14 protein-coding genes are annotated in these 11,179 nt (G+C 41.6%); 6 read left to right on the top strand and 8 right to left on the bottom strand.

Annotation, left to right across the window (positions count from 1 at the left end; all coding sequences use genetic code 11):
* The first annotated feature begins 38 nt into the window (after positions 1-38).
* Positions 39-257: a hypothetical protein gene (locus WA1_RS51320; protein ID WP_017740868.1), complete on the top strand. Its 219-nt coding sequence runs from the start codon at positions 39-41 to the stop codon at positions 255-257.
* A 955-nt stretch (positions 258-1,212) separates the two neighbouring features.
* On the opposite strand, the gene WA1_RS51315 is transcribed toward WA1_RS51320, so the two are convergent.
* Positions 1,213-1,485 (bottom strand): DUF3303 domain-containing protein, encoded by a 273-nt coding sequence (locus tag WA1_RS51315; protein ID WP_017740867.1) that lies wholly within the window; start codon positions 1,483-1,485, stop codon positions 1,213-1,215.
* Positions 1,486-1,580: 95 nt separating this feature from the next.
* Here WA1_RS51315 and WA1_RS51310 point away from each other — a divergent pair, with 95 nt between their 5' ends.
* From WA1_RS51310 to WA1_RS51305, 3 genes are all read left to right on the top strand, one after another.
* The gene (locus WA1_RS51310) at positions 1,581-3,059 is read left to right on the top strand and encodes an amidase (RefSeq protein ID WP_017740866.1); all 1,479 of its coding nucleotides are present in this window, start codon (positions 1,581-1,583) and stop codon (positions 3,057-3,059) included.
* Positions 3,060-3,204: 145 nt separating this feature from the next.
* The gene (locus WA1_RS57970; RefSeq protein WP_158516808.1) at positions 3,205-3,348 is read left to right on the top strand and encodes a hypothetical protein; all 144 of its coding nucleotides are present in this window, start codon (positions 3,205-3,207) and stop codon (positions 3,346-3,348) included.
* Positions 3,349-3,378: 30 nt separating this feature from the next.
* Positions 3,379-4,521 (top strand): hypothetical protein, encoded by a 1,143-nt coding sequence (locus tag WA1_RS51305; protein ID WP_017740865.1) that lies wholly within the window; start codon positions 3,379-3,381, stop codon positions 4,519-4,521.
* 104 nt (positions 4,522-4,625) lie between these two features.
* Here WA1_RS51305 and WA1_RS51300 read toward each other — a convergent pair whose 3' ends face one another.
* On the bottom strand, positions 4,626-4,859 hold the full coding sequence (locus WA1_RS51300) for a hypothetical protein (RefSeq protein WP_148663099.1): 234 nt from the start codon (positions 4,857-4,859) through the stop codon (positions 4,626-4,628).
* A 36-nt stretch (positions 4,860-4,895) separates the two neighbouring features.
* Between WA1_RS51300 and WA1_RS51295 the strand changes: the two genes are divergently transcribed.
* Complete coding sequence (locus WA1_RS51295; RefSeq protein WP_017740863.1) at positions 4,896-5,153, top strand: hypothetical protein; 258 nt, start codon at positions 4,896-4,898, stop codon at positions 5,151-5,153.
* A 49-nt stretch (positions 5,154-5,202) separates the two neighbouring features.
* On the opposite strand, the gene WA1_RS51290 is transcribed toward WA1_RS51295, so the two are convergent.
* From WA1_RS51290 to WA1_RS58440, 4 genes are all read right to left on the bottom strand, one after another.
* Positions 5,203-5,595, bottom strand: a complete 393-nt coding sequence (locus WA1_RS51290; protein ID WP_017740862.1) for a hypothetical protein — start codon at positions 5,593-5,595, stop codon at positions 5,203-5,205.
* A gap of 147 nt (positions 5,596-5,742) precedes the next feature.
* Positions 5,743-6,207, bottom strand: a complete 465-nt coding sequence (locus WA1_RS51285) for a hypothetical protein (protein WP_272819494.1) — start codon at positions 6,205-6,207, stop codon at positions 5,743-5,745.
* Positions 6,208-6,566: 359 nt separating this feature from the next.
* A complete protein-coding gene (locus WA1_RS51280; protein WP_017740860.1) occupies positions 6,567-7,154 on the bottom strand; it encodes a siphovirus Gp157 family protein in 588 nt (195 codons plus the stop codon).
* Positions 7,155-7,242: 88 nt separating this feature from the next.
* On the bottom strand, positions 7,243-7,410 hold the full coding sequence (locus WA1_RS58440) for a hypothetical protein (protein ID WP_017740859.1): 168 nt from the start codon (positions 7,408-7,410) through the stop codon (positions 7,243-7,245).
* 1,097 nt (positions 7,411-8,507) lie between these two features.
* On the opposite strand from WA1_RS58440, the gene WA1_RS51275 reads away from it, so the two are divergent.
* Entirely contained in the window at positions 8,508-9,665 is a 1,158-nt protein-coding gene (locus WA1_RS51275; RefSeq protein ID WP_017740857.1) for a competence protein CoiA family protein, read from the top strand.
* 139 nt (positions 9,666-9,804) lie between these two features.
* On the opposite strand, the gene WA1_RS51270 is transcribed toward WA1_RS51275, so the two are convergent.
* Complete coding sequence (locus WA1_RS51270; RefSeq protein ID WP_017740856.1) at positions 9,805-10,233, bottom strand: tubulin gamma complex associated family protein; 429 nt, start codon at positions 10,231-10,233, stop codon at positions 9,805-9,807.
* A 740-nt stretch (positions 10,234-10,973) separates the two neighbouring features.
* On the bottom strand, positions 10,974-11,135 hold the full coding sequence (locus WA1_RS57965; RefSeq protein ID WP_158516807.1) for a hypothetical protein: 162 nt from the start codon (positions 11,133-11,135) through the stop codon (positions 10,974-10,976).
* Positions 11,136-11,179: the final 44 nt, after the last annotated feature.

Below are 11,179 nucleotides of genomic sequence, written 5' to 3'. Positions count from 1 at the left end.
AGTTGTTTCTTTTTATTGATAAAGTTAGGGAGTCAACGATGTCAAATTATTACGTTTTTGTTAAAGAACATTACTTCAGACCTGTCAAGGTTGAAGCAGATAGTATTGAAGATGCTGTTGATAAAGTTGCATCTGAAAAAGGAGAAAGCCTGACAATAGAACATCACTCAACTGGGCATTGGACTGAATGGTTAGTAGAAGATGAAACAGGAATTAGGCACTATCATTGTGTTGGTATTGGTTATGTGAAATTCTAACTATTTTAGAAATTTAACCTATAGCGGATTTCAGGTAAATGTGAGCCACCATTTTTTTAGACATTCTCTTAATTATCTATGGTCTTATTTCATTTACCTACAAAGCCTTGTGCCGCCCATCTTTTTATTTACACATAATTTTTTATCAAAGGTCATCGTACAGTATTTTATTTGATTATCATATTCTTATAAATTATTAATAACCAACATTCTAAGCAACATTAAATTATCCAGCGTGCTAACTTTCGGTTTCAAAATTCGGTCGGAGAGACGCGCTTTTGTCGCAAACAGTTTTTGTGGCGTTGCCCCAACGACCATCTAGTCCCAACGAAATGTTTTATTGGAGCAACGCTGGCAAAAATTGGAAGAACGTAGCAGCGACGACTAGTACATCGCGGCGGAAATAAACCAACCATTTCAAACCGACGAAAGCCTTAATTTATAATACTTTTGACTTTTGACTTTTGACGAACGCGCAGAGGTACTAGCGCGTCCTTGCTTAAAAATTAAGTTTTGTGGTGTCGTGTATTTTTTCACTATTTCATCAAAGGAGTTTATTGAATGTACGCTGAAATTTGATCCTTTTGGCAAGTTGTAATTTTAGCACAAGCTGCCAGAGTATTTACTACTATGCCCAAAACCTAACTTCATAGGGTTTCTAGTTCGTGCTTGAATTATTAAATGCTCCTAACTATTCACATTGTAGACACTGTCTACAATGTGAAATCAACTTGTGGCTGGACTTTCAGCCATTTCAACAGGTGAGAGTACATATAAGCGCATGAACCCACATGGCGTATGGAGGTTAATCTATCCAAGTAACTTATAATTAGTTTCCTGTTAGGGTAGGCATTGTTTTTTAAGCTAATAGGCATTTAAAGGTGTTCTAGTGCTGCATAACCAATTACTCTTCAGTTTGTTAGCCCAAGAGTGGAAAGAGAACTAAATGCGATCGTCAAAGCATTGGCTTAATCGTTTCCAAAGTCTCCTTTGACCCCACGACAGGAATAATCTCGAATTCACCCAGATCCTGCCACTGCAAAACCCATTGCTGCAACAGCCGCAAATCGTCACACTCCATGAGTTGAAAGCAGCGATTGAAGTTTGCTTCAACCCAACTGTCTACATACTTCAACCCTTCGGGCATCATTCGCCCCTTCTGTTGGTATCGGCGATAAATTTCTTTCGCCTTACCGTCTTTGAAGCGCTCAATCACCATAAACAGCATCTTCGTCCTTCACCTGTCTTTGAGATTTAACCAAATAACTAAATAATTGATACAATCAGTTTTGCACGGATTCCCGTCTTGGGACGCTTCCAACCATGAGCGATCTGGTCTTTACTCCCGCCTATCAGCTTGCACGAATGATTCGCGATCGCCAAGTCTCTGCTGTCGAGGTTCTCGATGCTCACCTAACTCAGATCGCCAAACACAACTCGAAGCTGAATGCCATTTGCACGTTGGATGAAGACAATGCCCGTGCTAGAGCCAAGCTTGCTGATGAAGCTTTAGCCAAGGGAGAAAACTGGGGTGCTTTACATGGTGTCCCCATCACGATTAAAGACATTTTTGAAACAGCAGGGCTACGTACCACGGCAGGCTACATCCCCCTGAAAGACTACATTCCTCAACAAGATGCAACCGTCGTTGCCAGACTCAAAGCAGCAGGAGCAGTCATTCTCGGAAAAACAAACATGGCGGAATTGGCTGGCGATTACCAGAGCACGAATTCCCTCTTCCCACGGGTGAATAATCCTTGGAATATTGACTACACTGCTGGTGGTAGTTCTGGGGGTAGTGCTGCTGCTGTCGCCGCAGGGCTATCGCCGCTGGATTTAGGCAACGATTTTGGGGGTTCAGTACGTCAGCCTGCTCACTTCTGCGGTGTATATGGTTTAAAGCCTACAGATCGCCGCATTTCTACAGCAGGGCAGATTCCTGAAGTGCCTGGAATGCCATTGTGTATTCGACAAATGATGACAGTGGGTTGTTTTGCACGCTCGCTCGAAGATATCCGGCTCTGCTTTTCGTTAATCGCAGGCACTGATCCTCGCCGCCCTGATGTTCCGCCTATTGAACTCGATACCCCCTCTGGTAAGTTTTTGCAGAATCTCAAAATTGCTATGCTCGATGAATGGGCGGAGGTTCCTGTTGCTTCCTCCATTCGAGATGCAATGGTTGCAATCGCACAAACCCTTTCTCAAGCCGGTGCTCAAATCGAACGTTGGCTTCCCAAAAATTTTGACTTATCAAAAACACTGAACCTCTACGGGCGGATGGCAGCATACCTCAACATCTACGCTCAACCCATAGATCGCTATAACGTGCGTCGCAGTTTGGAGCTAATTTTCCGCACCGCCACCCAAGGCGACAAGAAACTCCGACGATTGGGGAATTTCAGCCGCTTACTACCTGAGTTGTTAAATCCCAGCCTGAAAGGATATTTTGAGGCACTCACCCTTCGAGATCGCTTCACTACCCAAATGGATGAGGCATTAGAACCGTGGGATGTTTGGCTTTGCCCAGTTGCTGCAACTCCTGCCTTTACCCATCGTCCGCCGTGGAGTACTGTTGACATTGATGGCAGACTCTATCCCTATGGAGTAGCAAATGGGGCTTACACCATGCCATTTAATCTTAGCGGACATCCTGCTGTGGTGATTCCTATTGGGCAAACTCAGAATGGTTTACCGATTGGAATGCAAATCGTTGGCAAGCGGTGGCGTGAGATGGAGTTGTTAGCGATCGCGACTGAGTTAGATCGAGTCATTGGTGCTTTCTCTTACCCATCTGGTTACTAAGCTTGTTTGTGGTGACATCACACGGATGTAACGCCTGTCAACTTAGCGAACGCAGCTTTCACCCAAAGCCAGGTTCTAACTTTGAAGAAAAAGGATTATCGTCAGGGTTATCTGCAAGAGAGAAAGAATTAGGAGATTTGTCAAGATGAGTAAGTGTTCTACATATTACATTCAAACCCAGCAAATAGACCAACTTGTCGAGTGTTTTGGCACAACACTAGAAAAACTTACCCCAGTTGATAAGCTGGCATTGCAGGCAACATTGGCATATTGTAGAAACACAATGTAAACGGCTGGAAACCTCGAATGGGGAGAAAACATGAGGGTAGAGGGTATTTACGAACCTGAGATAATCGAAGATTTTCAACTTGCTGGTTTTTCTGCGGAGACGGTTGCCGCAGGAGAAACAGCAAAGGTTGTCCAGAAAATATTTATAACCTCACTGGAGAAGGACTTTCACCTAATTGCGACAAATCTTTTGTCTCTGATTGTACTGATCGATCCTGGTGCATCTCTAAATTCTTTGTTAGTCATTATAAAACCAGATAATAAAGGTTATGTTTACTACAAATTTCCTTTTGGTGTGCAAGCAATTGTAAAGAGAGATTTGGAAGCATATCGAGCCGTATTTAGAAAAGACATAGTAGATATCACCTCAGTTTTCTTCAAAGATATGGTTATCGATCTGAATCCTGAAGACGGAGACAGAGTTATATGGCTATTTCGTCAAAATTGGAATTTTGGATTATTTTTTGATTTAAGCGGCAAACTAAAATCAAACTCAGTTTTAGAAGAGATGGGTGTTTACTATCGCAGGCTTGCTTACTTAAGCGAGTATCTATTTTTAGAAAAAAGCAGCAACTTTACTCAAATGATACAAGATGGTTGGTTTCCTTTTGTTGCTTTGATTGGTGAGGGTATAGATGATATCCTTACTTATTATGAAGAGGGTGAAAAACATCCATCAATTATGGAGAAATTAATATCATCTTTTAATGAGCCTAGATTGACAGATATTACATCACGATGGTGGGCTAACTCTTTATTCAATGCCAAGAAAAAGATTTTGCAAGCAGGTGTTAATAGTTATTTAACCAACACTCAAGAGGGATATATTAACGCTGTCAAAAATCTTTCAACTGAACTAGAAGGCATTATTCGAGTTTCCTATCATAAAGATTACGGCAAGAATCCTGGCTCGATAAGAGAGTTGAAAGAATATATCACAAACAAAGGGAGAAATAAGTTCAGTAGTATAGGTTCATTATGTTTCCCAGATAATTTTCTAGACTACCTTAGCGGTTACATATTTAGACAGTTTGATGTGCAGGCAGGACAAATACCTGAAAGCAGACATTCTGTAGCACATGGTGTAGCTCAAGATGATGTATACAATCAAGAGTTCGCACTCAAACTTATTCTCACTTTAGATAATATATACTTTTTTCTAGGAAGCGGTTAGCACCACTCATATGTATACTCTGGAAGCATTAAAGGTAATGTTTAATCATCCACTTTTCAGCATCCTGGCTGAGACAATTAAAGGATGACTGGAAGCAGAATAGCTCACGCATTGGAATGCAAGTTGTTGGCAAGCGCTGGCGTGAGATGGATTTGCCGATCGCCAAGGTCAAGATGGCTTTCGCTATCTCTACTGGTGGCAAATCTTTGGTCTATCGCGTCCGTTTGTTGATTTACTTGAACTTGAGGAGTTTTATCGGCATCGGCTAAAAATTGCTTCGTCGCGTAATGATGATGAAGTTGCTTTGCTAACTCTTGCGTATGTTGAGGGTTGTGCATTCTTTGAACAACGCTTAAAAATTGCACTCATATGAAATGCTGCTTAAAGTCTGGGACAAGTTTCTTGAAGTTTCAAGCACTGCATCGCGTGCGATACTCGAACAATTCGTGTCGCATATTGACATCGTAGGCGAAGAATTGCTTGTCACAACGACTGCACAACCAAAGATGTATCAAAATCTGATATTGCCCAAGATTGAAGCGTCAAAGCCAAGATTGCAAAATCTTGTGTCGCAGTATGGGTACTGGGTTGATGCTGTGAGCTGCAATACTAAATTGGGTATGTTGAAATAAAGACAATTTGTACAATGTTAGATACCCCCAGTGTGGGAGCATCTAATTTTCAAACTGCAATATTTATTTGATTTGTGGAAAGTGCAGCCTCCATTTCTGTAATAGTCATGTGTCTTTTACGATTGGTTTTAGGATTAACACTTGTGTAATACCAGTCTATACCTGCCTTATCGCATAGTTTTCGCAATTGTACATTTTTGGATTTTGGTAAGGGTTTGACTGGTTGTAGGTTGCTTTCTGGTAGTAGATTTGGTTGAAATTCGGACTTGTTTTCTGACTTGATTTCTAGTTCGACTGTTGATTTTTGAGGTTGCAAATGACCCGACACATGATTGATAAATGCCACTTGCATTTCTAACACGAACGCCAGGATGAATAAACACGAAAATCCGTAGATAAGAATGTAGAGTAAAGCGTCGATAACTTTGAATGTAGTTTCCATATTTTTGTTGCTCTAGTGAAGCGAATTGAGCAATTATTTCTATGGTTTTTTTGCGTAGCTAGTGCGGTTGTTTATATAATGAACGAGATTTTTCAGATCGCAGTGTTAGCAATCTTTCTCAATGTTACTGGTTTGAAATAGGATATTTTATAAAAATTTGACTACAGTTTTTATATTATCGACTAACTGTACAATTTCATCCCAAATGGCTTTCCAGCCTAAGACTACACCCCAGAAGCCGCTTACAAATAGACCAAATACAGACTTGAGAAATATGGCTCCCCTGTAGTTTATCTCTACTTTTGATTCGACTCGCGTGTAGATAATTCCTTCTCCAAGTTGGTTTCTCAATTTTTTGAGTTCTCGTGACTCGGCTTTTTCTTTCTGATTAGCTTGTACCTTCCAACCCCAAGGAGAAAAACCTAATAAAATAGCAATTGGTAGGTAAAGGGGCCAGCTATAAACGTAGCCAAGCGAAGCGTAGATGATGAAGAAGGTTAACCCCAAAACAGTACGCCAAATTAGGCTCCAGAGAATAAACAAACTGTCGATAATTGCATGACGGATTACTAGATTTCGGTTCTGACGATATGACATTTGATATTGACTCACGATTGTTTATTGCTAAGTTTTCATCAAGGGTGAATACGTAAATGCTTTTGGCTTGAATTTTCACTACCGAAACTGTTTTTGAACGTTTATTGATTTACCATATTAATTGTATTTTCAACAAAGTACGGCTTCTGAATCGTAATTGTCTATCTCTTCATGCGGAATTAGATTAAACACACCAGCTATTGTGACGAAATTTTTACCCAGGCTGGCGGAATTAATCCTGCTTTCATTAGTATTTTGGGTTTCGTTCATGATATCCTTTGTAAGCAGGAAAATGGGTTAAGTTTTGATGAATTTAATTTGATGATTTATCTGGAAAAAAGATAAAGAGAGGATATCCCCTCTCTTTTCAATATTTACTTTTTACTCCTCTTGGTGGATTTTACCTTGAATCTAACCTGCTTCCCAACTGTGATTTCAGCAATATTGCTAACATCCTTTCCCGCCTTATAAGCCTCCAAAATCGCTTTATTATCGGCTTTGTACTGGATACTTCTAAACTCTGAAGGAAAATCTTCATCATTTACCTCAACCAGCAATCCAGCTACCTTGGGTGGATTATCCCTAATTTCGATTTCTCTCTCTTTCCCAACATTTCTTTCTGGGATTAACCCAACTTCATACTGATGAATAAGACTGCGCTTAATTTGTTCGAGTTGAGTTTTGCGTCGAGAGATTATCTTATCGTAAAGTTCAACTGTCCGTGCCTTTCTGTCCTCCCAATTTTCCAAATCGAGGTTTAATTGGTCAAACACCCATGCGATCGCATCAATTTTAGCTTCAATTCCATCTTGGATGGAGACTAGCTGCTGTAGAAGTTCTTCTACCTTACCCTCTTCCCCTGACTCTGTTGCTTCCTCAATTTGAGACCAGAGTTTAGCAGCATCGAGGGATAGTTCCCTGAGAGTGAGTTCGTTTATTTGGCTGTGAAGTGCTTGAGTCATAATTTTCCTGTAGACGAAAACCAGTAGCAGTTACCCACCACTGGTTGTTGATGTAGAAAGTTGATTTTTTTGTCCCTTGAGATTGAACTTAGTAGTTGTATCGCAAGTGGTAGTAGTTAGACATTTCCTCTGCCAACTCAGCCTCCAAGTCGTAGTACTCATCCTCAGTTAAAATTGCGGCATATTGCTCAACATTTGGCATTTCTTTTACTTGAGAAAGGTTGGCTTTTGGTAAGATGGTAGTAGCAGTTTTCATGAGAACACAACTTCAATTCGATTGGTCTTGAATTGATGCGTTAGCAAATGTTGTCATCTCAAATTTGAAGGGGAAGGTAAATGTTATATCTTCCCCTTTATGTTACTGTTGAGAAGAATCAAAAAGCTAGAATTCAGAATAATGCCTCCCTTCCGCTGCGCGAACAGGGACTTCAAAAAAGTATAAATTATTACGCTTTTTACGGTAAAATCCGGGGCTTTCAACCCTTCTCGCCATTCAGTCGCACAAAATTCTGACTCCTGAATTCTGACTCCTGAATTCTGGCTCCTGAATTCTGACTACTTTCTTGAAATATTTCAAACGAGCTTTACTCCCACAGTGACAGTTGCCCAGGCGAGACATTCCCCTTTCTTCTTGTGTGATACAGGAGATGGCAAGCACTGCAAACGGCGCGTAAATTCTCCAATCGATTGTCTTCGGGAACAAAGTTTTGGTGGTGAACTGTCAGTGTTTTCGCCATTCTTTGAGAGCGAGAAAGACCCTTTGTACTATCACGCCCGACGAATGCATTGCAAACCGCATTTGCTGCATTTCCACTCAACAGAGTGTTTCACAGCATTAGCAATATCTTTCCAATTCTCACCGATAGCGCTTATAATATCTCTTTGGCATATCCACCCCCACTGTATCCCCTTCAAAACGCTTTACAACAAAACCCCAGCACACATTTTATATCAAGTCCGGTTAAAGACTTATCATAAAGACGGCAGCTTTGCTGGGGACACCTTTGCTCTGAGAAAGAGGATTTCAAACTTTTGCACCGCCAACCTTTTTTATAACTAATTAGGCGGACATGATATTATCTGAGGTTTGAAGCAAGAGGCGAACTGCATCCATCTACTCTATCAAATAGCGATGGCGCGATGGCGCTTTCATACCCCCTGGTGCGATAACTTCGCTGCTGCCTTTAGGCGATCGCCCTGAGTGAGTCTCCCTCTGGGAGTATCGCTCCCTGGCGGGCGATGAAAGCTGCTTGGCTTCTACACCTGAAAGAATCTATATCTCAGCCGAACCTTTCTTGATACACTAGGAACTAACCCGCAGACAACCAACAGTATCAAGTATGTCGCCAAGAGATGTGGTTAAACTATGGGGTGAATCAAGACGGAGCGCTCGTTTTCATCGATGACGTGCCAAAGGGCAAGACCCAACTGCACTGTCCGTACTGCTCTGGTAGGCTCACTGCCAAAAAAGGCACTCGAAAAGAACACCACTTCGCCCACACAGAAGACACCTGCCGGGAAGTCTCGCGCTCAACTGATATCCCCACACTACCATTATTCGACAAATTTCACCTAGAACTCACAGGCAAGGAACTCGAGCAGTTAGAGAAGTTCTGGAGGAAAGGTCACTGCTCAATGGTTCGCACTTTAGAAAGCCAAAAATTGTTGCAGTGGAACGAGTATAAGGGTAGGGTTGGTAGGTACGAGTTAACCAAGCTAGGGAAGATTCCCTTGGGCCAATTGTCGCTGCAACTGTTCAATGAAATCCAAGAGCCGTTGATTGAAAAAAAACTCCGTGACTTGCAGAGGTCGGTACTTGATGCCTATGATACCGATTCCCCACTGCTCGTTGAAAAACTAACCGACCTCAAAATCTACAGGGCACAGCTTCAACGCATACTCGCCAATACCCTCTACTTTCTCTTGATACAAGCCTCGGGAGAAACCTTCTACAAAATAGGTGTGACCCGCCGTCCGGTTCAAGAGCGCTTTACAGAGATACAAAACCAGTTGTGCTCTCAATTTCAACAAGTCACTATCAAAACCTTGGGGACTTGGGAGCACAGGGGTAATGTGGAACTCTATTTCAAACACAGATACCGAGATTTCAACTATATGCACGGCACGTCAACTGAGTACTACAAGTTTGATGATGCAACGAGTGTGCTTCTAGACTTGCGGCGGATGAAACCCAAAGTCTTGACTGAAGTGGAGACGGGCATTCTTAACGGCTTCCCGGACCAAGTGGAAGTCGGAATCCAAGCCGACCAGAAAGCAACCCAACGTTCCCAGGCAATCAAGACCGGGATGAGCAGGGCGAAACTTTGGGGAACTCATGTCGGTCGCCCAACTGAGACAGATGAAGGCTTCTTGCAAAAACCCTCTTCTCAAAAAGTCATCTCTGCACTTTATGAGGGATTGTCTTTGAGGAAAGCAGCCGAGAGAGCAGGTGTAGCTGTAAATACCGTTCGCAAGGTTCAGGCGTTACTCCATAATAAAAGCACAACGTAACGTATTTTCTGGGCGTCACAGTCCCATTTCTAGACATACCACAAGCCAGAACGTCTGTGCGGGTTCTGTCATCAACTATAAATGTCGGAGTGGTTTTTTAGAAGTCAAACAAACTGACACCAACAACCAGCTTGACTCCTTACTGAAAATTTAGCTTCCCTAACAAAAACTCCAAACCAATTTCTTCATCAGATTTAGCCAAAAATTTTTCAATGGTCTGCTCTTTGAGTTGGTCAATTAAAGCCAGTATGGTAGTATTTAACTCTCGAAACTTCACCAGTTGCTGCTCCAATCTCTCAATTTCTTGTTTCTGAGCTGCAGATAATTTCTCAGATTTCCATCTTGTCAGTTGTTCTGCATAAATATGAAGAAACTCTTTTTGTTCGTTAGCAAACTTAATAACTCTCCCAACAGTATAATCGTCTAAAGCATAAGGGCGTCCCTGTGCTTGTTGTAACGTCTGGTATTGTTCTTGGGTATCTGACAATCCCCCATCAATCAGCTGTGCAATGACAGGTAGCATTGCAATGGGTTGCCAGTTAGGTGTTTGGTGAAAGCGATCTGACATTCAACGTGTCCAAAGTGCAATTGCCTGACCATACCAAAAAGCAGTGACACCGCACAATCAAGTCATAATTGTTCATAATTGTTCACAGCACTGCCTTAATCTATTGACAGATTAGATGATATAATCCATCCTTATCCTGCCAGTCGGTGCCTGCTTGTATCCCGACTTCAATACCACTTTTCTCTCCTTGGCTTCGCTCAAACTTTTTCGTAGAATCCGGAGTATCAGATACCAAAGCAGCGTGAAAATTTGAGCACACATCTTAATTGTCAAGTTATGCCCCTTGATTTTTCAGGTCAAAACTGTCGTGGGCGCTTCTTCCAAAGTAAGTTCGTCGGTAAATGCCTAATATGTTGCTTGCAAACGACTCAAAAGGTATTCTCCTGCCTTAATTGGGGGATAAATAGGCAATAATTCCCTTCGACAGCTTTCTAAACAAGCAATTTCTGTATCGTCGTTTGGATGACAGAAAAACGCGATCGAGTACCTTGACAGCTTCGTGAATCAAAAAAGCGAATTTACGAATTCTGGTTTTGGTTTCACATTTTGGGCATTTAGTAAATGCACAGTCATCATAAGGATTTAGAAAAAATCTATGTCGTTCTTGAGGACTCTTGCTCTGAAATTTAGTTGAACTCTTCTTAGGCATTTTAGTAGACCTATATTTTAGAAAACAGCCAATATTATTTTTTGTTTGGTTAATTTTTTCGCCGAGAGTCTTTCTACAGGTTAACCGGGTTCTACCGTAACGATGTGCGTACAAGAACTGAGAACTTACCACCAACCCACTCAACAGTGGAAATCGCATAGTAACAATTACTTACCTCCACAACAGAAATCCCTTGCCTTCTTTTATTGACTAATTGATGAGCGATACTGACAATTTCAAAGAAAAAGTTCATCTGTCAGCTGCTGCTTCATGGAACTCGTACCAAATTGTATCTTG

The organism is Scytonema hofmannii PCC 7110 (assembly GCF_000346485.2).
Taxonomy (GTDB): Bacteria; Cyanobacteriota; Cyanobacteriia; order Cyanobacteriales; family Nostocaceae; genus Scytonema; species Scytonema hofmannii.
This window is presented reverse-complemented; position numbering and strand designations above follow the sequence as displayed.

What these genes read in the sequence shown, in the direction of transcription:
- WA1_RS51290 (WP_017740862.1), bottom strand. Translation starts at nt 5,595, where the DNA reads ATGGAAACTACATTCAAAGTTATCGACGCTTTACTCTACATTCTTATC.
- WA1_RS58440 (WP_017740859.1), bottom strand. Translation starts at nt 7,410, where the DNA reads ATGAAAACTGCTACTACCATCTTACCAAAAGCCAACCTTTCTCAAGTA.
- WA1_RS51320 (WP_017740868.1), top strand. Translation starts at nt 39, where the DNA reads ATGTCAAATTATTACGTTTTTGTTAAAGAACATTACTTCAGACCTGTC.
- WA1_RS51295 (WP_017740863.1), top strand. Translation starts at nt 4,896, where the DNA reads ATGCTGCTTAAAGTCTGGGACAAGTTTCTTGAAGTTTCAAGCACTGCA.
- WA1_RS57965 (WP_158516807.1), bottom strand. Translation starts at nt 11,135, where the DNA reads ATGAACTTTTTCTTTGAAATTGTCAGTATCGCTCATCAATTAGTCAAT.
- WA1_RS51315 (WP_017740867.1), bottom strand. Translation starts at nt 1,485, where the DNA reads ATGCTGTTTATGGTGATTGAGCGCTTCAAAGACGGTAAGGCGAAAGAA.
- WA1_RS51280 (WP_017740860.1), bottom strand. Translation starts at nt 7,154, where the DNA reads ATGACTCAAGCACTTCACAGCCAAATAAACGAACTCACTCTCAGGGAA.
- WA1_RS51300 (WP_148663099.1), bottom strand. Translation starts at nt 4,859, where the DNA reads ATGCACAACCCTCAACATACGCAAGAGTTAGCAAAGCAACTTCATCAT.
- WA1_RS51310 (WP_017740866.1), top strand. Translation starts at nt 1,581, where the DNA reads ATGAGCGATCTGGTCTTTACTCCCGCCTATCAGCTTGCACGAATGATT.
- WA1_RS51270 (WP_017740856.1), bottom strand. Translation starts at nt 10,233, where the DNA reads ATGTCAGATCGCTTTCACCAAACACCTAACTGGCAACCCATTGCAATG.
- WA1_RS51305 (WP_017740865.1), top strand. Translation starts at nt 3,379, where the DNA reads ATGAGGGTAGAGGGTATTTACGAACCTGAGATAATCGAAGATTTTCAA.
- WA1_RS57970 (WP_158516808.1), top strand. Translation starts at nt 3,205, where the DNA reads ATGAGTAAGTGTTCTACATATTACATTCAAACCCAGCAAATAGACCAA.
- WA1_RS51275 (WP_017740857.1), top strand. Translation starts at nt 8,508, where the DNA reads ATGTGGTTAAACTATGGGGTGAATCAAGACGGAGCGCTCGTTTTCATC.